This window comes from Paenibacillus sp. NPDC058177, from assembly GCF_042883835.1.
Taxonomy (GTDB): Bacteria; Bacillota; Bacilli; order Paenibacillales; family Paenibacillaceae; genus Paenibacillus_AQ; species Paenibacillus_AQ agri.
Map to the genome: position 1 here is coordinate 302,534 of NZ_JBHVVB010000006.1, position 25,908 is coordinate 328,441.

General features: G+C 47.1%; 23 protein-coding genes and 1 riboswitch. Of the genes, 6 read left to right on the plus strand and 17 right to left on the minus strand.

Annotated elements, in window-relative coordinates; translation table 11 throughout:
- Window positions 1–103: 103 nt before the first annotated feature.
- Window positions 104–242, minus strand: a riboswitch (SAM riboswitch).
- A 121-nt stretch (window positions 243–363) separates the two neighbouring features.
- The 12 genes from ACFVU8_RS22865 to ACFVU8_RS22920 all read right to left on the minus strand — a co-directional run bounded on the left by ACFVU8_RS22865 (window position 364) and on the right by ACFVU8_RS22920 (window position 14,802).
- Window positions 364–1,083 (minus strand): Cthe_2314 family HEPN domain-containing protein, encoded by a 720-nt coding sequence (locus ACFVU8_RS22865; RefSeq protein ID WP_379467926.1) that lies wholly within the window; start codon window positions 1,081–1,083, stop codon window positions 364–366.
- Window positions 1,084–1,249: 166 nt separating this feature from the next.
- Window positions 1,250–2,179 (minus strand): COX15/CtaA family protein, encoded by a 930-nt coding sequence (locus tag ACFVU8_RS22870; RefSeq protein ID WP_387430372.1) that lies wholly within the window; start codon window positions 2,177–2,179, stop codon window positions 1,250–1,252.
- Window positions 2,180–2,393: 214 nt separating this feature from the next.
- On the minus strand, window positions 2,394–2,738 hold the full coding sequence (locus tag ACFVU8_RS22875) for a thioredoxin family protein (protein WP_066376398.1): 345 nt from the start codon (window positions 2,736–2,738) through the stop codon (window positions 2,394–2,396).
- Window positions 2,739–2,828: 90 nt separating this feature from the next.
- Complete coding sequence (locus ACFVU8_RS22880; RefSeq protein ID WP_387430374.1) at window positions 2,829–4,454, minus strand: putative polysaccharide biosynthesis protein; 1,626 nt, start codon at window positions 4,452–4,454, stop codon at window positions 2,829–2,831.
- Between the two features lie 26 nt (window positions 4,455–4,480).
- Window positions 4,481–4,966 carry a DUF456 domain-containing protein gene (locus tag ACFVU8_RS22885; protein WP_379467918.1) on the minus strand — a complete coding sequence of 162 codons (486 nt, stop codon included), beginning with the start codon at window positions 4,964–4,966 and terminating at the stop codon, window positions 4,481–4,483.
- Between the two features lie 26 nt (window positions 4,967–4,992).
- Window positions 4,993–5,730 carry a Cof-type HAD-IIB family hydrolase gene (locus ACFVU8_RS22890; RefSeq protein ID WP_387430376.1) on the minus strand — a complete coding sequence of 246 codons (738 nt, stop codon included), beginning with the start codon at window positions 5,728–5,730 and terminating at the stop codon, window positions 4,993–4,995.
- 42 nt (window positions 5,731–5,772) lie between these two features.
- Window positions 5,773–7,899, minus strand: coding sequence for a peptidoglycan D,D-transpeptidase FtsI family protein (locus tag ACFVU8_RS22895; protein ID WP_387430378.1), 2,127 nt, complete (start codon window positions 7,897–7,899; stop codon window positions 5,773–5,775).
- A gap of 30 nt (window positions 7,900–7,929) precedes the next feature.
- Entirely contained in the window at window positions 7,930–10,014 is a 2,085-nt protein-coding gene (locus tag ACFVU8_RS22900; protein ID WP_387430380.1) for a peptidoglycan D,D-transpeptidase FtsI family protein, read from the minus strand.
- Window positions 10,015–10,140: 126 nt separating this feature from the next.
- Window positions 10,141–11,280 carry a transglutaminase domain-containing protein gene (locus ACFVU8_RS22905; protein ID WP_387430381.1) on the minus strand — a complete coding sequence of 380 codons (1,140 nt, stop codon included), beginning with the start codon at window positions 11,278–11,280 and terminating at the stop codon, window positions 10,141–10,143.
- A 54-nt stretch (window positions 11,281–11,334) separates the two neighbouring features.
- Window positions 11,335–11,784, minus strand: coding sequence for a hypothetical protein (locus ACFVU8_RS22910; RefSeq protein ID WP_175371445.1), 450 nt, complete (start codon window positions 11,782–11,784; stop codon window positions 11,335–11,337).
- 471 nt (window positions 11,785–12,255) lie between these two features.
- Window positions 12,256–13,050, minus strand: coding sequence for a hypothetical protein (locus ACFVU8_RS22915; RefSeq protein WP_387430383.1), 795 nt, complete (start codon window positions 13,048–13,050; stop codon window positions 12,256–12,258).
- 957 nt (window positions 13,051–14,007) lie between these two features.
- The gene (locus ACFVU8_RS22920; protein WP_387430385.1) at window positions 14,008–14,802 is read right to left on the minus strand and encodes a hypothetical protein; all 795 of its coding nucleotides are present in this window, start codon (window positions 14,800–14,802) and stop codon (window positions 14,008–14,010) included.
- A 395-nt stretch (window positions 14,803–15,197) separates the two neighbouring features.
- On the opposite strand from ACFVU8_RS22920, the gene ACFVU8_RS22925 reads away from it, so the two are divergent.
- Window positions 15,198–16,400, plus strand: coding sequence for an MFS transporter (locus ACFVU8_RS22925; protein ID WP_379467912.1), 1,203 nt, complete (start codon window positions 15,198–15,200; stop codon window positions 16,398–16,400).
- A gap of 312 nt (window positions 16,401–16,712) precedes the next feature.
- Window positions 16,713–17,060, plus strand: a complete 348-nt coding sequence (locus ACFVU8_RS22930; RefSeq protein ID WP_066376351.1) for a DNA primase — start codon at window positions 16,713–16,715, stop codon at window positions 17,058–17,060.
- A gap of 96 nt (window positions 17,061–17,156) precedes the next feature.
- On the opposite strand, the gene ACFVU8_RS22935 is transcribed toward ACFVU8_RS22930, so the two are convergent.
- Both ACFVU8_RS22935 and cyoE read right to left on the minus strand, forming a co-directional pair.
- A complete protein-coding gene (locus ACFVU8_RS22935) occupies window positions 17,157–17,780 on the minus strand; it encodes an SCO family protein (protein ID WP_379467910.1) in 624 nt (207 codons plus the stop codon).
- 11 nt (window positions 17,781–17,791) lie between these two features.
- A complete protein-coding gene (gene cyoE, locus ACFVU8_RS22940; RefSeq protein WP_379467908.1) occupies window positions 17,792–18,724 on the minus strand; it encodes a heme o synthase in 933 nt (310 codons plus the stop codon).
- Between the two features lie 228 nt (window positions 18,725–18,952).
- On the opposite strand from cyoE, the gene ACFVU8_RS22945 reads away from it, so the two are divergent.
- Both ACFVU8_RS22945 and ACFVU8_RS22950 read left to right on the plus strand, forming a co-directional pair.
- Window positions 18,953–19,957: a metal-dependent hydrolase gene (locus ACFVU8_RS22945; RefSeq protein ID WP_387430387.1), complete on the plus strand. Its 1,005-nt coding sequence runs from the start codon at window positions 18,953–18,955 to the stop codon at window positions 19,955–19,957.
- A gap of 205 nt (window positions 19,958–20,162) precedes the next feature.
- Window positions 20,163–20,351: a hypothetical protein gene (locus tag ACFVU8_RS22950; protein WP_387430389.1), complete on the plus strand. Its 189-nt coding sequence runs from the start codon at window positions 20,163–20,165 to the stop codon at window positions 20,349–20,351.
- 31 nt (window positions 20,352–20,382) lie between these two features.
- Here the strand turns inward: ACFVU8_RS22950 and trpS are convergent, their stop codons facing one another.
- A complete protein-coding gene (trpS, locus tag ACFVU8_RS22955; protein ID WP_175371403.1) occupies window positions 20,383–21,372 on the minus strand; it encodes a tryptophan--tRNA ligase in 990 nt (329 codons plus the stop codon).
- A 449-nt stretch (window positions 21,373–21,821) separates the two neighbouring features.
- Here trpS and ACFVU8_RS22960 point away from each other — a divergent pair, with 449 nt between their 5' ends.
- Together ACFVU8_RS22960 and ACFVU8_RS22965 are read left to right on the plus strand one after the other, a co-directional pair.
- Complete coding sequence (locus tag ACFVU8_RS22960; RefSeq protein ID WP_379467900.1) at window positions 21,822–22,796, plus strand: aldose 1-epimerase; 975 nt, start codon at window positions 21,822–21,824, stop codon at window positions 22,794–22,796.
- A gap of 207 nt (window positions 22,797–23,003) precedes the next feature.
- The gene (locus ACFVU8_RS22965) at window positions 23,004–23,243 is read left to right on the plus strand and encodes an alpha/beta-type small acid-soluble spore protein (RefSeq protein ID WP_066376333.1); all 240 of its coding nucleotides are present in this window, start codon (window positions 23,004–23,006) and stop codon (window positions 23,241–23,243) included.
- Between the two features lie 137 nt (window positions 23,244–23,380).
- Here the strand turns inward: ACFVU8_RS22965 and ACFVU8_RS22970 are convergent, their stop codons facing one another.
- Complete coding sequence (locus tag ACFVU8_RS22970) at window positions 23,381–23,791, minus strand: O-methyltransferase (RefSeq protein ID WP_379467898.1); 411 nt, start codon at window positions 23,789–23,791, stop codon at window positions 23,381–23,383.
- Between the two features lie 290 nt (window positions 23,792–24,081).
- Window positions 24,082–25,881: a M3 family oligoendopeptidase gene (locus ACFVU8_RS22975; protein ID WP_387430391.1), complete on the minus strand. Its 1,800-nt coding sequence runs from the start codon at window positions 25,879–25,881 to the stop codon at window positions 24,082–24,084.
- Window positions 25,882–25,908: the final 27 nt, after the last annotated feature.

The window sequence follows — 25,908 nt, forward strand, 5'->3', positions numbered from 1 at the left end:
GCTGCCGTCCTCCTTTAACGATAATATCAATGAATTGTACAAAAAAAGCCTCCGACGATCGTTTGCAGATCGCAAGAGGCCCTGTGCGCTTATAGACAATGCCGTCTCATCTGCCAACGTCCGCACTCACACGGCATTGTAGGAATTAGCACCATGGCACTTATGTACACGCGGTTCACGCATAAACATAAATCGGTTGCCGGGCTTCATCGGGCCTATCCCTCCGCCACTCTCGATAAGATATGTGATATAGTGTTGTAGTTTGTCATAAAATGTCCGGCCTAAGAAGGCATGATTTAGTATAATTTAGTTCTGCATTCTTTGTCAAAGGAAAATTTTCCGCAGAATTCCATTTTTACATCATCAGGATTTCCCAGTATTCTTAAGCCAGTGTTCCGTACTGTATTTATATACAGCCTCTAATGATTTGCAGACCATTTCCAGCCCCTGTTTTAAATCCTCCAGATGACTGTCGAGATCCTCAAGCTGTATTTTGTCGTGAAGACCCTGATGCCGCTGCCACAAATCATCCTGCATTTCAGCGTTCATATAATGGATTTCGGCATTGCGGCGCTTACGCAGGTTCTGCAGTGGGTCCCGGTAAGAGTTCTTAATGTTCTCCAGCTGGTCGGCCAGCACAGCATGCTCCTTGTGGGTAAGAAATTCCCGGAGTACCGTGAAATAGGAGAAGTGGGTTTTAACCCTGGATGTATTAAGATCATAAAGACTGTTCAATACCGTGCCAAGCTTGTCCAGCAAGGAGAAGACACGAATAAAGCCGTTTTTATAAAAATACACATATCGCGCATATTCGCCCTGCTCGGCCACCGACATATCATCCATATACCCGGCCTTTACGGATTTTCGATAAAAAGCAGCGGCAAACCAGCTCTGCTCCAGTTCATCCAATGAGACGATCAGGCCGCGAGTCCAGATTTCCAGCTTTCGGAATTCATGATCACGATCCTCATACCTGTTCATTTCCTTGCGCAGTAGCGATGCAAATTCCGCCATATGTTCCATCGCCTCAGCGAGCACACCACTGTTCACCCGGGGCGGTTCTCCCAGCAATATCCGCAGCATATGTTGTCCTCCTTACCTGCTTCGGATGCAGCAAATCCAATATGAGTGTTATTGTCCCACCCTGTAAGCCACTCTATCCATCCTCTTAGCCTCAGGGGACATTTGATCAAGTAATGATCAGCATAACATAAATGCCGCAAGGATCTGTAAGGATATGAGTGCCGAGTTAACGCCTGTTTCCCTTGCTAAGCTGCCATACCCGTACGCTCATATAACACAGTACACCGAATAGTCCGGCAATCAGCAAAATGTGAGCAAGAGCGGCAAAGATGTAGAGCTTATCATTCCCGAGCGTATACACAACCGCCGCCCCGCTGAACACCTGCATCAGGCATAGCAGAACCGCTGCAACCCCCAACATTCTAAGCTCTCTGTGGTCCTTCTGCTTCCAGAATGCCAAATGTCCCAGCAATGCCGTCAACATAAACAACAGCAAAGCCGCTATCCGGTGCGTGAACACAACCCCAACGCCCCCCGATAGCTCGGGAATCCACTCCCCATTACAGAGTGGCCAGCCAGAGCAGCCCCCTTGGGAGTCGGTATGGCTAACAAACGCCCCTATGTAGACAACGATGTAAGAATAAATTGTCGTGAACCAAGTCAAATTGCGAAAAGAAATACTCACCGGCTTGCCGGGCACAGAAAAAGCGTCTCCTTCTTCATGCCTTCTTTTGGACCCTAACGCCAACATCAGGGAACTGGCAAACGCAATCAGTGAAAATCCCATATGTAGCGCCATCACAGCTGCAGACTGGGATTTAAGCACTGCAAGCGCTCCCATTCCGCCTTGTACAATTACAAAGAGCAGCGTCATCCAGGCATACACTAACAGATCGCGCCGCTGACGCGCATAACGCCAGAAGGCAAACATGGAGGCAAGCGAGAGCATACCCGCCAATCCGCTAAATAAGCGGTGGGTATATTCGATCAAGGACCCTACAGTATAGGCAGGAATCAGCTTACCATGACACAATGGCCATTCATTTCCGCACTCCAGGCCCGAACCTGTTTTGGTTACTACCGCCCCGCCCAGCAGCGCCAGGAACATTACCAGACAGGTTATGTAACTAAGCCACTTCAACTGATTTGTCGTCAAATGTGATCACCCGCATTATAAAATAAATAAGTAAATGAATGACTTTTGCTGGAAAAGTATGAAGTAATGCGTTTCCATTATAACCGATAAAATGGTATTTGCGGCATTTGATTCTGCATTTTAAGAAGAAATGGCCTCCCCGTTGTCTGATATCTAAAAAAAACACCGCTTTGCTCATAAAACGGGCGAAAGCGGTGTTTCCATTATCCATCCATTACTTGTGAATGCTTTGATAAACCTCAAGGGCTGTATTGAGGAAATTCTCGATTTCCTCACGGGATTTACGCAGCTTGCTCACAAAGCGAACCAACTCGCGTCCATCGGTATAAGCCACAAAACTCGGAATGCCGAGAATGTTCTGCTCCTGGCTTACATCGCCAACAGCGTCGACATCCACTTCCACGAGCGTCAGGCGGCCGTTATAATTCTGCTCCACCTCAGGCATAAAGGGATCAATGAACTTGCAGTCGACACACCAGTCGGCTTTGAATACGGCTATCGTCAGCCGGGGCGATTGAATCGCTACCTGAAACTCAGCGGGAGAACTAATCTTATCCATCCAGGGGTCATTCCCTTCCAATAAAAAATATGTTGCCTATACCTTTTAAGTGAAGCAAAATGCGACACGGAAGTCAAATCAATCATTGCATTATTCTCTTGCCCGCACACGAGCCGGCTGTAATCTCATCAACGGGTTCAGAAGTTTCTGAAGGGCGCGAGGGTATCCGGAAATTTCCTGCTTGCTGATCACACCTAGCACGATGAGCAGTACAAGATAGATAATTACAACCGCTGCGCCCACCACGAGGCAAGTCAGCAAGAATGCCAGACGAGCAGGCATAACATGTGTCAGCAGAATACCGGCTTCATTCAAGCCATAGCCGATGCCCACGGAGACTAGAACCGCAAATACAAAACCTCCCCAGCGCTTGCCCATAATCTCGAAAGGTACGATCTTTCGCAGCAGACGCAGGTTCAAGTATGTAATCACGATAAAACAGAGTGCTGTTGCAATAACAATTCCGTAGATCCCCATGAACCGGCTAAGCACCAAACTGAAGATAAGCTTCGTGGCGATCCCGCCGAGCACGTAGAACATAGAGATTCGGGATTTGCCCATCCCCAGCAATATCGAGTTCGAGGTTGTCATTGTTATTTGGAAAATCGTACCGAATGTAAGGAGCGCAATAATTCCAGTTCCTGTAATATTGGTGAACAGAAGCCCATTGATAGAATAGGCGGCAGCAACTAATGACATAACAATCGGTGTTCCTGTTAAAATGGAAATCCGCAGCGCGAGTGTAATCTGCCGCTTCAGGTGAACATCATCCCGCCGCGCATAAGCCGCTGAGATCACCGGGATCAGCGATGTGCTTAGCGCAATGGCAAGCACGGGTGGGATTCCCGCGATGCTCTGCGCTTTTTGCCCCAGAATCCCCAGCATTTGCGTGGCGCTGGCCTCACCAATTTGGCCGCTGAGAAGCGGAACAATCAGGGTCGTATCAATGAAATACACTGCTTGGATGGTCATGGATGATAGCACGATTGGAATGGACAGACTAAAAATATCCTTATATATCCCAAACATCGGAAGCTTGGCACTAGGCGCTGTATTTAAATTCTCCAGACGATCCTTCTTCCGGGTCTTCATGATGAAATAGAGCATGACCCCAAACGCAGCAATACTTCCCAGCACGCTCCCGAAAGAAGCACCTGCTGCCATGATCGGATTTCCATAGCCTTGTTTGAGCAAAATATAAGCCAGCAGAATCGCTGTGAACACTCTGGCAATCTGCTCCACGATCTGTGAAATACCGCCAGCCATCATATTATTACGTCCCTGCAGATAACCACGCATCATCGCGATGGCCGGGAACAAGAGGAGTGCAGGCGCAATGGCCTGAATGGCCCTTGTACTCTGTGGAACCTTGGCGTGGTTCGCGAACCACGGCGCGGCAAAGTACAGCGCCACGCTCATAATAACCCCCATCACCGCAGCAAAAATAAGCGCCGCCCGATAGACCTGCCGCGCTTCATCCGGTCGGTTCAGCGCATACCGTTCCGACACCATTTTACTAAGTGTACTTGGGATACCGGCAGTTGCCAGCGTCAGCAGCATTAAATACACGTTGTTCGCTTGTACAAATGCTGCGTTCCCGATATCGTCAAACAGATGCTCCAGCGGAACCCGCTGAAAAATACCAAGCACGCGCGCCACGAGTGCTGCTGCAGCCAATATTAGCGTGCCTTTGACAAAAGACTCTTTCTTAGACAAACTGCTTCGCCTTCTTCACTGTTAAATTAATGCAGGCCGATCCAGATGAAAAAGAGGATGACCATCGCTAATTGCAGCACAATCTTGACTACCGTACTGCTGAACAAACCAATTAATGCTCCTACACTTACTTTGGTGGCTTTGCCCGCTGAGGAGCCGACGATCAGTTCACCAATAAACGCGCCCAGAAACGGGCCAATAATCAAACCGAACGCCGGAATGACGAACGGCCCGAATATCAAACCGATGGTGCTGCCGATGACCGAAGCACGTGAGCCGCCGAATTTTTTGACACCCCAAGCTCCAACTACATAATCAGCGATAAAAAGCACCACCACGATCAGTGTCTGGGTAATCCAGAACCAGGCGCCAAAGGACTGGAAGGAAAAGAACCATCCGTATACAAAAAAGGCAAGATAAATCGCAAGTGCACCCGGAAGAATCGGAACTACTGCACCGGCCAACCCGACAGCAAATAAAGCGATAATCAGAATCCAACCCAGGATTGTCAATTCCTTCTCCTCCAATGTCGTTCACTTTACAATATAAATCGTTGAATGACCTCAGCAATGCCATCTTCGTTATTGTTAGCTACAATAGCGTCCGCTTCCTGAAGAACCGTCTCCTGGGCATTGCCCATCGCGACCCCAAGACCTGCCTGCTGAATTACTGCAAGATCGTTCAGACTGTCTCCGGCGGCCACGACTTGGGACATATCGATGCCGAGCAGCTGGCAGACTTCCTTAATTCCGGTTGCTTTGTTAATACCCAGCGGGTTAATCTCCAGGTTATGCGGCGAAGAATTCGTGATTTCCAGCCCGCCTAAGTCTTGCAGCTCCAGCAGCAGCTTGTGCCGGATGTCATCATCCTCAGTGCTGTACCCGAACTTCAACCATTCACGGCCCTCTGTATTTCCATCCCAGTTCTCCCGGTTGTGTACTTGCTCCAGAGAGTAAGCCCAGAACCAGATCCCATAACGCTCTGCCATGTCATACAACTGACTCACAAGTTTAGGATCCATTAAGGAACGGCGATACAGCTCATGTGGCGCACGCCACACTTCGCTGCCGTTCACCGTTACCATTGGCGTCTCCAGACCAAGCTGCTTGGCATAAGGCCAGGCACCGTTAAAAGAACGACCTGTGGATAGGCAGACATGAACGCCCGCCTTCACCGCTTTTTGAATCCATTCCACTGTCTTTGGGGTAATGATTTGTTCATCATTCAACAGGGTTCCATCCATATCCAAGGCAAGCAGGCGGTATTTGGCAGTCATTGCCACCCCTCCATTCTTTGTTGTGCCCATCTGCGGGCGATTTTATGGTTGTTGTGTATTTACTGTTGCATCTGTAGATTCGGCATTGTCTTGTCCATTGGTTGCAGATTGCAAGCTCTTCTTAGGCACACCGTTCAGTCCATATTCCCAATCGTAGGCATCAAAGATTTTCCGGGCTACTGGTGCGGCACTGCTGCCACCCAATCCGCCCTCTGGAATAATTACTGCAACAGCCAGCTTTGGATGTTCACGCGGGGCAAAGGCAATAAATACCCCGTTATCGATTGTATTTTTAACACCTTTACTATAGGCATCCTGCTGCGAAGTACCTGTCTTACGGGCAAAATCATACGGGAATTTATCAAAGCTGCTGACTTTACTGCTCATTCCCTTGATAACTTCTCTCCAATAAGCCGGATCGAAATCCACCTTATCCAGTTCTTCACGGCCGAAAGTCTTCACTACCTTGCCGGAGGAATCGGTGATTTTACTGACCAATTGAGGTTTAACCCGTACACCTTGATTCGCGATCGTCGATGCATACTGAGCCAGTTGCAGAGTAGTATAACTACCTTGCTGACCAAATGAAGCATAGACTAATGCGGATTGAGCACTCCCTGCTTCAGCCTCTTTAAAATAGTTCAATTTCCCATTATATTCGTTGGGCAGGTCAACACCCGTAGATACACCAAGTCCGAATTCCTTCATATATCTATCCCAGACTTCTACCCCCTTAGATCCGTATTGCTCATAAAGCTTCTTACCTACCTTATCGATCATAAAGACGTTGGAGGAGTTCGCAATGGCATCAGCCGGAGATCTAAAGAATCCATAGGCATGGCTCCCGGCATTCCTAACCGTGGTTTCATGACCAGCTTTACCAAATTTAGTGCTCCCTGTATCTGAATAAGTGGTATGTGTAGTAATGAAACCTTCCTTGAGACCAATAAGCACTGTCAGTGGCTTAATCGTGGATCCCAAGAAGACGGTCGAGTCAAAATTATTTCCTGATCTGCCTGAAGAAAACGGAGTAATGGTACCGTTTTGATAATTGCCCATAATCTTTTCCCACACAGCGGGGACTATTTTGTCTTGTGTCCACACATTGGTATCGTAATCTGGCATGCTTGCCATAGCCACAACATTACCAGTATCCACTTCAATCGCCACGGCGTAGCCGGTAACCGCAGACGGATGCAGTTTCCCTTGAACTGGATTCTTGTGTAGCCAGTTGAGCTGGTCGGTAATGGCCTGTTCAGTTTTCATCTGGATATCCTTGTTGATCGTCGTCCAAATGTCATTTCCCTTCACAGGCGGAACTACCTCCTCAATTCTCTCAGCCATATTCTGCGGGTTGACTGATATCTCCTGATAACCGTTCTGACCGCGAAGTTCCCGCTGGTATTGCAGCTCCAGCCCATCAAAACCAACAAATTCATCGTCCTTGTAGGTCAGACCGGCAGTGGGATTGTTCTTCATCTGATTCAAAATATTCTGATAAATCGGCAAACTGTTGGAGGACTTAAAAGGCTTGATATATCCAATGGTCTGCACGGCGACTGTGTCCTTGTCATAATGGCGGTTGCTCTCCTCCACCACGGTAAGTCCAGGGTACTCATCCTTGTGTTCCATGAAGTAAGCTACTTCTTCTTCAGTGAGACCTGACTTAATCCGTCGGGCCATGTACCCTGAATACTTCTTGAAGTACAAGTCCATGGAATCCAGCACATCTTCCTTCGTCATAGCTTTGACATCTTTGGCACCGAACTTTGCAAAGTCCGCGACAAGGCGGTTAGCCAGATCATCGGACTTGGCCTGAGCTGCAGGTGAAAGTGTCGTCTTCCCAGTCTCTTTGTCGGTTACCTTTGCCGTAAATTCTTTGGTCAGTGTAATGTATAGCGATTGCACCGGTGTAGAATAGGCCAGCTTCTCGCCCCCTGCGGCATAAATCACACCGCGCATGGCTGCAAGCGGCACACTCTTCGTTGCCCGGTTAGTCTCCACCTCGGTCAAGGTCGGGCCTTCTACAAACTGCAGAACCGCAAGACGAATAATAATGACACAAAAAATAATAAACGTGCTGAAGAAAAACACGTTGATCCGTAGGCCAAGGGAACTTTTGCTAGTAGTCTCGTCCTGTGACGAGGCCTGCTTACGGAAAAAGCTCACAGTTTTTCCTCTCCTTCTTCTCTAAGATGATTATTCTGCCGCGCCACCCTCAGGAGTCGTGGTGACAACTGGTTGAAGATTCTTCTTCGGCACCCCATTCAGCCCGTATTCCCAATCATAGGCGTCAAATATTTTGCGGGCTACCGGAGCAGCACTATTGGAGCCGAATCCTCCTTCAGGAATCACCACCGCTACGGCAAGCTTGGGCTTGTCACGTGGTGCAAAGGCGATAAAGACACCATTATCACGCAGCTCCTTTTTGGCTAGTTCCTGGGAAGTTCCCGTTTTGCGGGCAAAATCATAGGGGAAGCCATCGAAGGCACTGACTTTACTGTTCATACCCTTCTTAATCTCCTGCCAAAACGACTTATCAAATTTCGTCACCTCATTCAGCACTTCTCGACTGAATTTGGTAACCGTTTTGCCCTCTGCATCCGTTATTTTGCTGACCAGTTGCGGTTTAATCCGCTGCCCTTCATTGGCTAACGTAGTGGCATATTGAGCCAATTGCAGTGTCGTATAACTCCCCTGTTGGCCAAAAGACGCGTACACCAATGCGGCTTGAAAGCTACCCGCTGCTTCGATGTTGGTATAGTTAATCTTGCCACGATGTTCGCCAGGCAGACCGCTTTCTGTAGATACACCAAGTCCGAACTCCTTCATATACCTATCCCAGACATCAATGCCTTTGCTTTTATATTTCTCATACAGCTTCTTGCCAACCATATCGATCATGAACACATTAGACGATTTCTCAATCGCGGTTGCGGGTCCCATCTTCCCATACACGTGGCCTGAGGAGTTCCTCACTGTGGTCTCATGACCTTCTTTACCGAACGAAGTGCTGCCTGTGTCGATGTACCTGGTCGAAGGAGAGATAAAACCTTCTTTAAGGCCAATCAGCACCGTCAGCGGTTTGACCGTCGAACCCATCAATAGCACCGACTGAAGTCCATGTCCGGATAACCCCGATGAAATCGGGTTAATCGTGCCATTCTGGTAATTGTACATCATCTTCTCCCAGGCAGCCGTAGACAGAGTACCTGTTGTCCACACATTCGTATCATAGTCGGGCATACTCGCCATGGCGACGATATTGCCAGTGTCTACCTCCATAGCTACAGCATAGCCGGTCAATGCGGCGGGATGGACCTGTCCCTGTACAGGGTTGGTATGAAGCCAATTGATCTGCTCCATGATAGCCTGCTCAGTCTTAAGCTGAATGTTTTTGTTAATCGTTGTCCAGATGTCGTTACCTTTAACCGGTGGAACAACCTGTTCCACCTTCTCTGCCATATTCTGTGGATTGACCGATATCTCTAGATAACCATTTTTCCCGCGCAGTTCTTTCTGATATTGCAGCTCCAGACCGTCGAAGCCAACGATCTCATCATCTTTGTAGACGAGGCCCGGATCTGTCTCCCTCTTCATGGCCTGAGCAATATCTTGATAGAAAGCCCGGTCATGCGAATAACTAAACGGCTTGATATAACCAACAGTCTGCACGGCTACTGTATCCTTGTCGTAGTGACGTACAGTTTCTTCAACAATTTCTAGTCCCGGGTAGTCATCCTTGTGTTCCATAAAATAGGCAACTTCCTTATTCGTCAGCCCGGTCTTTACCCGGCGGGGAACATAACCAAGTGATTTGCGAAAATTCAAATCGAGCGCTTTAAGAACATCCTCTTGTGTCTGCTCCTTAACGGCGGGATCACCATATTTCTTGAAATCCGCCACAAGGCGAGCAACCAAATCATCCGACTTAGCCTGGGCCTCCGGTGTCAAAACCGATTTGCCCAAGACCTTCGTCTTAGCTGTGTACTCCTTAGTTAACGTGATGTACATAGAATATACCGACGTGGAATAAGCGAGACTCTCGCCCCCTGCTGCAAAGATGTTCCCGCGCAAAGCAGCAAGCGGCACATTCTTCGTATTACGATCTGACTCTACTTCGGTCAATGTGGGGCCTTCGACAAACTGCACAATGGCAAGTCGAACGATGATTACGCAGAAAATAATAAACGTGCCAAAAAAGAACAGATTGATCCGCAGACCCGTGAATCCTCTGTTCGGCGTATCATCCGAACCGGGTCTCTGTCTACGAAACTGACTCACAGCCCTCTCTCCTAACAATAGATAAAATATGGCACATAAATGTAAGCCAATCCTATTAATTCTTATGATGAGTAGTCTAGTTAGTCCAGTTTATTGTACCACATCTGTTTACGCTGCGCCTTTACGTCACAGCACGCTCTCCCTGATATGCGTGTCATAGAAATCCTTAGTGTTGAACCAGTTCCCGCTACTCGCCCAAGTAGGGTCGAGGGGGATCCAGGCTTGCTTGTCACTCACGTATACCTCATTCCAGGCGTGCGGACCGTATCCGCCCTGTCCATCATATCCCTGACCAGTCACAACTCGCACCTGAAGGCCCTGTGAACGGGCCATTACGGCATAAAGGCGTGCATAGTCAATGCATACACCAAGTCGTGTATTGAACGTGTCTTGTGGGGTCTGCTCATGCCAGACCCGGTTCTTCTCGTAATTCTCAGCCTTGGCATAATCATAAGCAACCCGGGAACCGACCCAGTCATACAGCAGCCGTGCTTTTTCCTCTTCCCCTGCTGTCTTTCCGACAATATCAGCAGCCGCCCCAGTGATATCGCCGGAAATATCGTGATCGATAATCTCGTATTTACGACGAAGAATATCATTCATCTCTGCCGCGACTGCCTGAGTCAGAATCGGTAGCTTTTTATGAACCGTATCACCAGCGAAAGGCTCAATGACTGCGGCTGCACTCTGGCTATAGACTGGAGAAGATTCCACATAACGACTGAAGCTGCTGTCCGGACTCAGGGCAACGCCGATGAAAAGTACGGCTACCAATATAAGCCCCCGTGCCATCCCGATCAATAATCCAACGCCTGCTCCGCCCAGACGGCTTAGCGCGGTCACCTTCTTGTCCCCTCTACGACGACCGCTGCTCTGAAACGGAAGCAGAAGAATAACAACTCCGAGTAGCATACGTATCAAGCTGTAACAGAGTAACAACACTAATAGAAACCTTACAACCGGAGATCCCGCCAAAACGGAAATAGCTGTATAGTACAGCTGCTGCCACCTTGTCAGCTCGTTGTCCATGTACTTCACCCCGGAAGCCCATGCTTCGACAAGCGGAGAGAAATAAGCCGCAGCCGGTATAGCAAGAAGAAGCGCGACAAGCGTCGATATCCCCGCACCCAAAAGACCAAACAACCTGCCTGTCGAACGTGAAAACCCTCTACCCCAGCCCTGCAAGAGGGAGAAGGCAACAATAAGAAGTAGGATGATGGAGATTATGTTGGCATCAGCCACGCTTTTTATCCATCCGTTGAGCATGTCCGCTCCCCCTTTCTTTAGCTATGGAGTGTCTTGATAAATACCCGTCTATCTTTACTTTCCAGCTGTATTCTGTTTACGTGCGGCATCAATAAAAGTTTTGGTTGTATCATTAATACTCCATTTTCCCAGTCCAACACCGCGGAAGGTAACTTCCACCTTGTCCTCCCCGGCTTTCCCTTTGACTTCAAGATTCGGAGTAGTGATTGTAAATGTGCCATCCCCACCGGAGGTATACTTGGCGTCCTTAGCCTCCTTAAGCATAACGTCCTGCGCTTCGCTTTTTAAGGTGCTTAATGTGCTGTCGGCCACTTTGTTCACAGCGTTCCCGATCTGATCCATTGTAACCCCGCTGTAGATAAACAAACCGGCGATGATAACAATGACAATCGCCCATTTCAGAACCGTCTTGACCAGATTGACCACAGCGAACAGCAGCACAAGCGCAATAACGATGACTAGCCAATTCTCTCTAATAAACTGTGACCACACCTCTGTATTCATCAACTTCACAACACCCCTATTCCGTATATAATAAATTATTATACCTGAACGAATCTCAGATTTCATATCCGCAGCATCGAGGCAAAAGGATGCTAATAATTCCAAACGATCGGTTCTACTGATGTTAATTTCCAAATTCACTAGATGGTTGACACTCTATGGAACCTTTGAAACATAAAGCGACTACAGGAGCATGAATGACTGTATGAGCGAATATGAAATTCTACTAACCCTTGTTTTTATCGAATTGTACCTGAACGTACCACAATCGTATATCAATCACAAAAAAGGCCAACCAGAACATTCTGGCTGACCTAATAATACAAAATATCTCATGAAAATAGAACTTGATTCCTCACAGTTTTCTAGTAAGAACTTATTGGCACAAGAAAAGTAGTCCTCTTTTCTCTACTAATACTTCTAACCCTACACAGGTTTCTATAACTTTTAAGGTATCTCTCTTAAACACACTCAGTAGTAAACGGTATAGTATCCTGATGAAGCACCGGCAAAATTAGCATCTACACGATAAAAATGATAACCGTATAAACCAGAAAATTTCACGCTTCTAGTTTGGCTGTAGTCCACAAATGTTTGTTCAACTAGCACTGGAAACTGCCCGGCTTTCGAATAAGCTTCTGCTGAAAACCCCGGTATATACCCCGATGGATAAGCATAAAGAGTAACTGAACCGTTTGTATAAATGTCTGTAGAAACTTGACCGAAAGAATATGATAGAGCACCAGCGGCAACTATCGAATTTTTAGCTAACTGTGAATTATCGTTAGCTTCAGTGTATTCATTTTTTCTAACAATAAAGTAGTCATTTTCACTAAAGATGTTACCCGAAGGTCTATTTTTTAAAAGCTCTTTTGAAGCTACTGTGAAAGAGTCAGTGTTTACTTTCCACTGGCCATTTTCCAAGATAATATCATATGGAAAGAGTGGATAAGAAGTTCCATTATCCTCAATAAGAATATAAGCAATGTACTTTAATTCAGACACTTTCTCAAGCTTTATAACGTTGTAAGTAATTTGCGATGGTTTCAAATTTTCAGCAGCATATTGATTTTCTGGACTATTGGAATCAGCTATCAAATTTAAATATTCATTTTTGTTTGCTTCATTCAGACTAGAATAGAAGTTTTGTATTGTCTGTTGTATTTTCTCCTCTTTAGATAATTCTGATGCTGATGCAAAGGAAGGAACAAGAATAGAGCAAATTAGAGAGGTTGTCAGCAATAGTAGAAGCATACGTTTCTTCAAAATAGTTCAGCCACCTTTTCATTATTATTTTGAGCATAATCTTAATTAGTTACTGAAAATCTTGATAATCTTTGAACGCACTTCTTAAATGAAGTAAATACTCGAAGGAAAATTTAAATTGTCTAATACCATTTTCATATCCGAACATGCCCTGATATCATGCACCAGCCATGAAAAGACCAACCAAAACATTCGGGCTGACCTAATAATAAGAAAACATATAAGATTTTGATTTTAAATAAGAGTTACCGCTTAAGATTTACTGTAGAGTTAAAGAATGCTCTTAAAATAAAGTGCTTCCTCGCTATGTGAGGTAGGTATTATAGATACCGATTTTATATGGAAAGGCTGGCATGATAAGCTGGTTAGCATCGCGAAGTCCTTGCGCTTAGCGGCTTTCGCGAGTACTCATGCCCGCAGAGGCTCCATGTCAAATCCCTCTATTACTCTATCAAACGCACCTCAACTCCACCCAGTATAACAAAGAGACAATAAAGTGCTCGTCCTAAACTCCTTCGTGGTTACGCCAGCAAAGCTATAAGTCAATACTAATTAGAGAGGCCAAATTCAATAACATAGGATATTCTTATATTCTTTTTGAAAATTTGTGTTGGAGCAAAGTGAGTCATAAGCTCGGAAAAGTTCACAGAGAGGGCAGTGTTAAATTAAAATTCAACACTGCCCTGATTAGTCATACGAGTAAAGTTTCAAAATCTTCATGAGAGCCTATATACATGTAGAACTGTAATATCCATGAAATCACCATGGGTTTTCTCTTTAGTCAGCACACGTCTAGGTCACTCATCACAACTATAGTGGCATAGGCAAATCATTCTCTTGCTCACAGCCACAACTTTCAAAAGAGCATTTAATACGCTACAAGAAAAGTCGTTTCTTTTACCACAATTACTCCTGCATCCTACTCTAGATTCTAATTAAAAGTATTACTCAAAACACTTAGTAGTAGACGCTATAGTATCCTGACGGAGGGTTAATAGAATTTATCTCCACAGTATAAGCATGATAACCATACAATCCAGAAAATGTAACACTCTTACGTTGACTGTAGTCTACGAACTCTTGGCGAACAAGCGATGGAAATTGTCCATTTTTAGAATAAGCTAACGCTGTAAAGCCATCCAAATACCCTGAAGGATAAGCATAAAGAGTAACTGAACCGTTTGTATAAATGTCTGTAGATAATTTCCCGAAAGAATAAGATAAAGTCCCAGCAGCAACTATCGAATTTTTAGCTAACTGTGCATTATCGTTAGCTTCAGTGTATTCATTTTTTCTAACAATAAAGTAGTCATTTTCACTAAAGATGTTACCCGAAGGTCTATTTTTTAAAAGCTCTTTTGAAGCTACTGTGAAAGAGTCAGTGTTTACTTTCCACTGGCCATTTTCCAAGATAATATCATATGGAAAGAGTGGATAAGAAGTTCCATTATCCTCAACAAGAATATCAGCGATGTACTTTAATTCAGACACTTTCTCAAGCTTTATTACGTTGTAAGTAATTTGCGATGGCTTCAAATTTTCAGCAGCATATTGATTTTCTGGACTATTGGAATCAGCTATTAAATTTAAATATTCATTTTTGTTTGCTTCATTCAGACTAGAATAGAAGTTTTGTATTGTCTGTTGTATTTTCTCCTCTTTAGATAATTCTGATGCTGATGCAAAGGAAGGAACAAGAATAGAGCAAATTAGAGAGGTTGTCAACATTAGTAGAAGCATACGTTTCTTCAAAATAGTTCAGCCACCTTTTCAATATTTTTTTGAGCTAATTATATTAATGAGAATCTCTTTAAGAGACTCTAAACACACTCCTCAAATAAACAAATACCTCCCTTCGTTTCCATGATATAACATTATCATACATTATTTTTTATAATACTACAAATTAATGATATTCAATATGACTTCTATAATCATCTAAAGAATAAAAACCAACTGCATGACAGGGAACTAAATAAGATCAAATACACTAATGAAAAGAAAAGTACTTTACTCATTAATAAACGGTATAAGCCCTGCCTGGCCCACGTAAAGTACAAGTAGCTGCTTTTTCGTTCTGCAGATGAACTATTTGAATACGCCTGCCCTGCAATCCCTATGTTGCGACAGGCCCGGAGGTGTTACATGTGAAAACTGCGCTATGGCTCTACTTGTTCCTTTTTCTGGCCTTCTTCGATTTGCACGCCCAATATCCCGTGCTGACGCCGTTTGCCATATCACTTGGCGCCGGCCCCGCCTTTATCGGCTGGATGATGGGCATGTATTCGCTGACCCACCTCCCCGGCAATCTGCTGGCCGGAGTGCTTGTGGATCGTAACGGAAGCCGCCGGTATATCGTCTTCAGCCTGGTCACTGCCGGTGTGCTCCTGCTACTGCAGGCGCATGCGCAGTTCCCCTGGCATCTGCTGCTGCTGCGCGCAGCAAGCGGCTTCGCACTGGCCTTCCTGTCCCCGGCCTGTATGACACTATTGGCCTCGCTCTCTTCGGATTCGGCCACTCAAGGCAAGTACATGTCCGGTCATGGCATCGTGCATACACTCGCCTCTGTGATCTCTCCTGCAGCCGGTGCGTTTATCGTCGCCAAAGCCGGATTCTCCGGCACGTTCAGTAGCTTAGGCTGGCTGCTGATTCTGACTGGCTTCATGGCCTTCTTCAGCGTCCCCAAGCATGTGCAGACCCGTGCAGCTGATCCTTTGGTTCATACGGAAGCCGATCTGGAAGCTACTCAACTGGCAAAATCGGCTCCTTCTCAGACCAACACCAATTTCGCCAAGCCCTCCAGACGCTATTATCTGCTGCCATTTTTCGTCTCTTGTTCCCAGGGGGTACTGTTCTTTGAGCTTCCTCTTTCACAAAATGGAGGTCGGGACATTCTCTCCACAGGCCTGCTGCTCTCGCTTCTGAGTTTGGGGGCTCTCGTGACACTCAGCATGTTTTTCCTGCATCGGCTGACACCTTCCGGTAGAATAGCCGCAGCGCTGCTCGGCATGGCGATCTGCTTCTTCGGGCTTGCTGCTTTCGGCAACATCCCACCTGGCCTCCTCCTGTTCCTGATGGGCGCTGCCAAGGGTGTGCTGTTTCCCGCAATGGCCTCACTGTTCATTAGCCTTGGTGGCCCGGGGCGGCTAGGCAGAACGTTCTCCATGCAATCTATCGCCATGTCCCTCGGCGCATTCGCAGGTCCCGTCGCTGCCGGTCAGCTGCGGGGTATTGTCTCCCCTTACTTTATTGCCTTCCTGCTGCTGATGACTGCACTGCTTCTGCTTCCGCCAAAGAGCACAAAGCTCGAACCTAGCTACAAAGCAGGCCTGAACGGACGCGCAGCCTAAAGCCTAACTGGCTGGTTCTCAATACGTTTTTTTGGGGTATCCCCGGTTTTCTGGACTTCCACCGTCATTATTCTGGTGTTGGACATTCTTTTGGTAATCATGCGCCGCGCTTGAGTATTCTAAATATTCCATAGGAAGCGTTTTTGTCGTATCCTCAATCACCCGGCATATCACCCGGGTGATTGTTTGCTTTTGCGACATTTCCCGGGGAATGATTACATATCCGCGTTAGCGCCTGTTAAAAATGACGAAGCTTAGGTAAAATATATGCGTGTGTGTCATGATTATCGCTCCGGAGGTGACGAACTGAATATGTCCATCACAATCATTGTCGAAGGCAAAAACGACCGCAGCAGATTACGGCGGATCTTGATGCCTGAAGTTGATATTCTCTGTACCTTTGGCACCCTGAACACCCTCAAGCTGGAGAATCTGCGCCAACAGGTTGGGGATAGTGAAGTCTATCTGTACATGGACAACGACAGTTCCGGCAAAAAAATCCGCGGTGTGCTTCGCGATGCTTTTCCTGACGCTGGTCACATCTACACAAGGCGGGGATATGCCGGGGTAGAAGGTACGCCGGACGAGTATAACATCACTCAGCTGGAAAAAGCAGGTCTGGAGGAATTTATCATCTATCCAGAACCCCTGCCCTATTAAGAATAGAATTCAAACCAAAAACGCCTTCTTTGTTCTCCCTTCCCATGAGAAGGTGAGCAGCAAAAAAGGCGTTTTGGTTAATCAGTGATTATTCAGTTACTCACGGGCCAAATCCTTCACAGCAGCGGCCAAAAATTCAGGGGTAACATTCTCGCTGTCCCCAGCATCGTACAGCGCCCGAAGACGGTTCTCCCGGTCCACCAGCCCGATCAGATTCGCATGGGCAAAGTTGTCCTTGTTATCTCCCGCAATTAGCACCTTGAAGGACTCTGCAGCAATCTTACGGATCTTCTCCTGGTCACCCCGCAGGAAATACCAGCCGTCATAATTAGCATGGAACCGGTCGGCAAAATCCTTAATGGCTTCCCGCGTATCTCTCTTCGGATCGAAGGAAATCGACAAGAACGACACATCCTTGCCAAAGCTACCATCCTTGACCAGTAAATTCTGAGTCTGAGAGAGCATAAATGTCGTTATAGGACACACATCAGGACAATCCGTGAAAAAGAAGTACACCAACCGGGCCTTCCCTTGTGTATCCGCAAGCGTCACAGTATCTCCATTTACATTCTCAAGGGAGAAGTCCTGCACTTCCCCGATGACCGGCAATTCTTTGCTCCCCAGCGCCAGGGAATTGAAGGCCAGATAAGCAGCCATAATTAATGCAAGCAGAAGAAGTAGCCAGGTCCATTTATAACGTTTCAAGGTTTGCAAGGACATTCTCCCCTCCATTACAAGTGAGTTGTATTCAGCACTAGCACGATCAAGCTGACCGTCAAATAATTGATGGAAAAGAGGAAATTCTGTTTGGCCCAGACTTCATCGTCTTTGGCCTTGAAGCCCTTCAGTGTCAAATACAACCACATCAGGGACAACAGACTGGATATAATCAGGTAGAAAATACCCGCATATCCGTAAGCATACATCAGAACCGGAATCGGCAGCAGCAGAGCCACATAAGGAATCATCTGGAACTTAGTGCGACGAACGCCTTTTACCACAGGTAGCAACGGAAAGCCCGCAGCACGGTACTCTTCCTTGCGGCGGATACCGAGCGCCCAGAAATGGGGGGGCTGCCACAGGAACAGCATGGCGAATAACAGAACAGCGGCAAGGTCTACTTGGCCTGTAACCGCTACATAGCCGATCACTGGTGGGGTAGCTCCGGAAATGGCACCAACCGAAGTACTCCAAGTGGATGTTCGCTTGAGCCACAGGGTATATATGACAACATAGACGAATACCCCGAGTATCCCGAACAAACCGGCAAGCATCCCGCAGAACGCAAATAGTACAACAAGACCGGCAATTCCTAGAACAATCCCATACACTAGAACCGTTCGCGGCTTCAGTCTGCCTGTAGGCAATCCGCGATCACGGGTCCGTTCCATTTTCATATCCAGGTCCCGGTCAAAATAGTTATTAAATACACAGGCCGAGGCCATTACAAGCATTGTACCTAGCAAAGTTAAAATCAAGCTTCCGTATTGGACATGCCATCCAGAAGCTAACCAAAAACCAGCAAAGGCTGCAATCAGGTTCGATCTGATAATACCTGGCTTCGTCACAGTAATGAAATCACGCCAGCTCGCACCTTTTGGCGGAAGCTTGGCAGACACTGCTGCGGAATCCGAAGAAGCCTGATATCTCCATTGATTATCCACGCGTTTTGATCCTCCTTCTAAAACAAACTTCTAACGTTCCCGACAGAGAAATATACTCTCCGCTGTTAACTTTATCATAACAAACCCCTGAAGAAATTGACAATCATTTGGCCTGATGTTCATGAATTCGACAATTACGTGACGATAATAATTTGATTACAATTTAATAACTGGACATGATTGTGGGTAGTAATGAATAGGAACTTTCAAACAAAGGAGAACTGTATTATGGATTCTGCTACACATGTTGTCATGGGCCTGGGGCTGGCGGGGCTGTCCTTCGTTGATCCGGCCGTTGCTTCCGACCCTGTGCTTGCCGGAGCTGTTATGGTATCTGTCGTTATTGCGTCACAGGCCCCCGATGCCGATACTGTATTGCGATTGAAGAGCAATGCGATGTATATACGCAATCACCGAGGCATCACCCATTCCCTGCCTTTTCTCTTACTGTGGCCCGCGCTAATTACTATAGTAATCGGACCCTTGTTTGGAGTTAGCGATCCGCACAGACTGGGTCACATTGCGCTTTGGAGTTTCATCGGTGTATTCGTACATGTTTTTTCTGATCTATTCAATACTTATGGTACCCAGGCCGCGAGGCCGTTCACCGAGAAATGGATTGCCTGGAACATCATTCACATCTTTGATCCCTTTATCTTCGGCAGCCATACGGCAGCTCTCGTGCTCTGGGTGAGCGGCCTCGTCCCTCCCGCCCCTTTGTTCATTACGCTCTATATTTGTATCGTGATTTATTACCTTTGGCGGACCCTTGTCCATTTCCGGCTTTCACGCAGGATCAAGGTCAAGGATGTCACACATGACCCTGGGGACCGCTATTACATAATCCCCACAATCTCGCCCAAACGCTGGAACATCGTCAAAGCCAAACCTGACGGCAGTTATGATATTGGCCAGTTGCTAGGTGGTCGGCTTCACTGGTTCAAACATGCCGTAAGCTCCGAACACCCTGCCGTAGCGCAATCCAAATCCCATCCGGATATCCAGTCCTTCCTGTACTTCACCTCTTATGCAGTCGCAGAGGTAGAAGAATTGCCCTCCGGTTATATTGTACGCTGGGGGGATGTGCGTTATTTACACCGCAAGCAATTCCCTTTCGTGGCAGTTCTCGTCATGGATAACGACTATCATCCGTTGAATACGTACGTAGGCTGGCTCAGCAGCGAGAAGCTGAACGAACGTTTTGCCAGTGGCCCCGGGTCCATGAAAGTGTAGATTCCCAAGGAGCCGGGCTTTTCCCCTTGACTCCCTTACCGGGTATAAGGCACAATCACCATAAAGCGTTTACAAGATAACGCTCTTCACTATTCATTCCGTTAATTCTACTCGTTGATGTCACAATCGTATGAACACAAAAATCCCGGAATCACGTTAATGATCCGGGATCACTTTCTCTATTGCCTAAAGGAGGCTGTCAATTATGGGAAAAGGACTCTCCCTGTGGTTCGCATGCTCGTCCATTCTGCTCCTGACCGCCGCCTCCATCGCGATCAGCTACAGTATTTGGACAGCACTGGCGCTTGGCTTGGCCTGCATTCTGAACATCGGCTGGGGTTTTATTGTCAAAGCCCGGCGCAGACGTCGGCAGGAAGGCACAACACAAGCTTAACGTTTGTGTATGCCTTCCTGCAGCTCTGTCCTTATCGTACCGGCAGGAAACCCATACGTTCCTTCACGCCAGCCAGCGTCTGTGCAGCTACCACGCGGGCGCGCTCAGCACTTTCTGCCAGAATATCGCTCAAGGCACCTGAATTTCTGATTTCGTGATAGCGCTGCTGCAGTGGCTCAAGCGTCGCCACGACCACCTCAGCAAGCTCTTTCTTGAAGCCACCGTACATTTGTCCTTCAAAACGGTCAGCAATCTGCCCCAGCGACATCCCTGAACATTCCGCATAGATACTCATCAGATTACTAACTTCCGGTTTGTTCTGTGGATCAAAGATCACTTCGCGCCCCGAGTCCGTAGTTGCCCGGCTAATCTTCTTACGGATGACATCCGGCGGATCCAAAAGCGAAATAAAGCTGCCCGCATTAGGATTGCTCTTACTCATTTTTTTGGTTCCATCGTCAAGAGACATAATCCGTGCGCCCACTTGCGGGATATACGGTTCGGGAATCGTGAAGAACTCCCCAAAACGGCTGTTAAAGCGCCCTGCCAAGTCGCGGGTCAGTTCCAAATGCTGTTTCTGGTCTTCCCCCACCGGTACTAGGTCTGCATTGTAGACCAGGATATCGGCTGCCATCAGCGACGGATAAACGAATAAGCCTGCACCTACAGAATCCTTACCGGAGGATTTATCCTTGAACTGAGTCATCCGCTCCAGCTCTCCCATTGCAGTCAGGGTTGTCATGATCCAGCCAAGCTCAGCATGCTGCGGAACATGAGACTGGAGATACACATTGGAACGTGCCGGATCAATTCCGGCTGCAATAAACAGCGCAGCTACCGACTCCGATTGCTCGCGAAGTGCCGCAGGCTCTTGAGCTACTGTAATAGCGTGCAAATCCACCACCATGAAATAACATTCATGTTCTTCCTGCAGCTTCACGAAATTCTTCATTGCTCCAATATAGTTCCCAAGTGTCAATGTACCGCTGGGCTGAATACCCGATAATACTTTTTTAGCCATGCTAATCCCTCCATGTAGTGTATTTCCGAATGAGATGCAATGTGTAATGAACGCAAAAAAGGCCCACTCCGCAAGGGACGTGAGACCGTGGTGCCACCCTTATTCGCCGCATCTGTCCTTTGTCAAAGGACAACAGCAGCCTTAAGCTTCCGTTAACGGGGAAGAACCGGCCGGACTACTGGGGAGACGTTATGCTCCTGTTCAAACTCGGCGCTCGGAGGTCCATTCACCAGAAGAATTCCACCGGTTCGCATCATCCACCGGCTTTCTGAAGGTTCATCATCTGACTACTTGTCCCCGTCATCACATTGCCATTATTATTGAATGAGTTCATCATGAACGATGCGGAGAGGTTTGTCAATTCCCTTAACCCAGGGCCGCATAAATCTGTTATGATAAGGTTATCCGCGTTCTATTCCGATTACAGCTACAATAAAGGAGCATATCTCATGAAACAGGTGACCAAAGGGCAGTGGGGCGGTTATGATACTTATATTTTGCACAGCCGCGAACTGGAAGTCACGCTTTTGCCGCGACTTGGAAATAACGTGATAGCCTTGAAAGACCTCAAGGAAGAACGGCAAATTCTGCGACGGCCTGAAGAAAGCGACCTAGATTTTTTTATGCAAAAGCCATATCATTTTGGCATTCCGCTCTTGATCCCACCAGGACGCATTCGCAAAGGACAATTTCAATTTGACGGGGCAAGTTACCAGTTTGACCAAAACACCGCGGGTGACAATCACATCCATGGCCTGCACAGAACACAGGCTTGGTGTGTTAGTGACATTGAAGAAGACGAGGATGGCTGCGCCGTAACGACGGAGTTCAACACTGTGGACGATCCACACTGGATGGAGCAGCTGCCTGTGCCACTCAAATTCGAAATGACATTTCGGCTACAGGATGCCAGACTGAAACAGATTCTTAAAGTAACTAACCTTGGTGAACAGCGTATCCCGTTCGGACTTGGCTATCACACTTGGTTTATGATTGATGGAGAACCTGAACGCTGGAATCTCAAGCTGCCTGTAGAGGGCATCTATGAGCTGAATGAGGAATTGCTGCCAAGCGGCAATCTGCTTCCTCTCGGAGATCTTCAGGACCTTAACGAGGGAAAGAACATTCAGGGAACCAACTTTGACACAGCTCTGCGAATCGGCAAAAATCAGCCTGTAGAGGCTCTATTACTACGCGATGATGGCTACGGACTACGGTATACAGCCGACGAGAATCTCTTCCGTCACTGGGTGCTTTATACAAAAGGACCGGCTGATCAATTCCTCTGCATCGAACCCTATACATGGCTTCCCGATGCGCCGAATGTATCGCCAGATCCGGAGTTTACCGGCCTGTTGACATTGGAACCGGGACACAGCATTGAGCTGTCAACCACACTCGAAATGATTCATCCCAATCGCTAAACACCATTATCCGCCCAAGCGGTCATCCCCTGCATACTAGGAGATGATCGCTTTTTTGACCTTCTGCGGCGGATTAGAGTCATCATATCTTTTAAAATCAATCATGACACACTAAAAATTACCATCCTTAAAACCTTTCGAAAAGGTGCATGAATTCATCTCCTAGCGCTCATACTATCTTCACAACGGGCGAAGGAGGTGACAAACATGGGTCAAGCAGGTCAAAGCCAAGGTCGTGGTAGTCGTTCCAATAACCTGGTCGTTCCTCAAGCAAACGCTGCTTTGCAACAACTGAAATATGAAGCAGCTCAAGAGCTTGGTGTAACCATTCCTCAAGACGGTTATTACGGAAACTACACTTCCCGCGAAACCGGTTCTTTGGGAGGATACATCACCAAACGTCTCGTACAACTGGCAGAGCAACAATTGTCCGGTCGTTCGAACTAGTCACACCCTTATCTTAAACGCCTTACTTGGTTAGGCATCACAGCCTATCCTGCAAAGCTTCCCAGCCCTCTTGCGCTTCTTTTAAACAGAAGCGTGAGGGGGCTTTTAATATTTTGACAATACATTCCTTACGTCCATCAACCCAGGAATTGATCATGTGCGTCGGATTGCGAATTGCGGGGATAACGGATCATCAGATTCGCCATATTGTAATTAGACTCCAACGTGGCATCCACGATAACCATGCCCTGCCGAACAGCAAATTCATAGCTAATCTCACCGTGGGTCCACCGCCGTTTATATTTAAGGCTTTCCAGCGCCATCAACCGGAAGGAAGCCTGCTGCTCGGGGGTCAATCCTTCCGTTTCAGCAGCAAAAGCACCTTTTCTTCCGGATAGAGGAAGATGGCGAATACCAAACTTTCCAATGACATTGTTGCGTATTTGCACAAATACCGTGCCGGAAGACAAACCTGACAGTTCTTCTTGCAATTCCTTGAACACCAGATCGATCTGTCGCGCCAGCGATAATTGCTCCGTCTTCATCATAAATTTCCTCCTCAGTTATCTTCCTAGCACGCCTTATATAAGGCTTAGGACTCAATTATAGGTTAATTACAGCAATCCATACAACATTATTCAACATAATTGGTCAATAATAACTATAAATGCGTATTTTTCATATTAAAAACTAATATCGCCCCCATAAAACTGATCATTTTCGACAATATATAAGCAAAAAAAGACCCTCAATTGAGGGTCTTTTCGCATTAATACCTTATTGTGGTTAACTAACTAAGCATCTCGTGTGCTAAGTTGTCTTTATATCGCCATAAATCTTAGGCCAGATGCTCTGTCATTTGCAGGAACTCTTCAATATCAGCAATAATCAGATCCGTGGCTCCCTGCCAGAAATCCGGCTGAGTCAGATCAACACCCAGATGTTTCGACACCAAATCCTCCAAGGTCATCACACCTGTATCCCGCAGCAAATCATCATACTTATTTGCGAATGAAGAACCATCTTGAAGTGCAAGCCGGTACAGACCTGTACTGAACATATAGCCCACTGTGTACGGGAAGTTATAGAACGGCACATCTGTGATATAGAAATGCAGCTTGGATGCCCAGAAATGAGGATGGTAGCTGGAGAGAACCCCGTTGAAGGCTTCCTTCTGTGCTTCTTCCATCAAAGCAGACAGTTCTTCTGCACTGACAACACCTTGCTTGCGTTTTTCGTAGAAGCGGGTTTCGAACAGGAAGCGGGCATGGATGTTCATAAAGAACGCCACGCTTCTTTGAATCTTGGACTCCAGCAGTGCCAGCTTCTCTTCAGGATTAGTCGCGGCCTTCACTTGCGCATCAGAAATAATCGCTTCAGCGAAAGTCGAAGCTGTCTCCGCCACGTTCATCGCATAATTCTGATTGAACACCGGCTGATCCTTCAGCAGGTAAGAATGATAAGCATGTCCCAGTTCGTGTGCCAGTGTCGACACATTAGAAGCCGTACCGCTGTAAGTCATAAAAATACGGGATTCCTTGCTCTCAGGGAATGTGACACAGAATCCGCCAGGGCGTTTTGCTGCACGATCTTCGACTTCAATCCAATTTTTGTCGAAAGCTTCTTCCGCGAAATCCGCCATTTTCGGACTGAAATTGCGGAATTGTGCAACAATGTCTTGTGCTGCCTGATCATAGGAGATTTTGCCGTTAGCATTGCCGACAGGCGCTTCGACATCCACCCAGGATAGCGACTCCAATCCAAGCAGTTTCGCTTTGCGCTCCAGGTAAGAAACCAAAGCCGGCTTGTTACGGTTAATGACATCCCACATCACATCCAGTGTCTCACGGGTCATACGGTTGATTCCAAGCGGCTCTTTCAAGATGTCATCCCAGCCGCGGCCGTTATAGAGGTTCAGGCGGAAGCCCGCTAGGTGGTTAAGTGTATCCGCACAGTAATCTTCAACACCGCCCCACGCTTCTTCCCACTTGGTGAACATTGCGGAGCGGACGGCCGGATCTGCATCATCCAGTTTGTTGAAAGCCTGGCCTGCAGATAGTACACGGTTGCCTTCTTGATCTTCAAAAGGAATCTTGATGGAGGAAACGATGGTCTCATAATGCTCACTCCAGCCATGGTATCCGTCTACTGCCAAGGAGAGGGCCAAGCTTTCCAGTTCAGGGCTCATTTTCTCACGGGCCAGACTGCGGCTCTCGCTAAGCACGAACGATAATGGAGCAATCTCTGGCCGGGCTATCCACTCCCCCCATACTTCATCAGAGGTTTGGCGCAGCACATTATCAAATTGCGAGCTAATGCCTTCGAAGCGGGCACGCAGTCCAGATACCTTGGAGGACAGACGCACCGCGCCTTTATCTTGCTGATTCTGAGCGCCAAGGCAGCCTGTGAACTCAGCAGCCTGTACCAGACGACTAGTACAACTCTGCAGCAGCTCAATCACACTGTCCAAAGCCTCTGTTCCTTTGACATCAGCCGGGGAGACAGAAGCTTGCACTTGCTGCTGCAAAGTCTCAATATCCCCCTCCAGTTTATGGAGGAAGCTTTCGAACTCGGGAGAAGCTGAGCCTCCGTTAAAAATGGAGTCCAATTCCCAGGTTAACGATAACGGTTGTTTCATGTGTATTCACCATTCCTTTTCTCACAT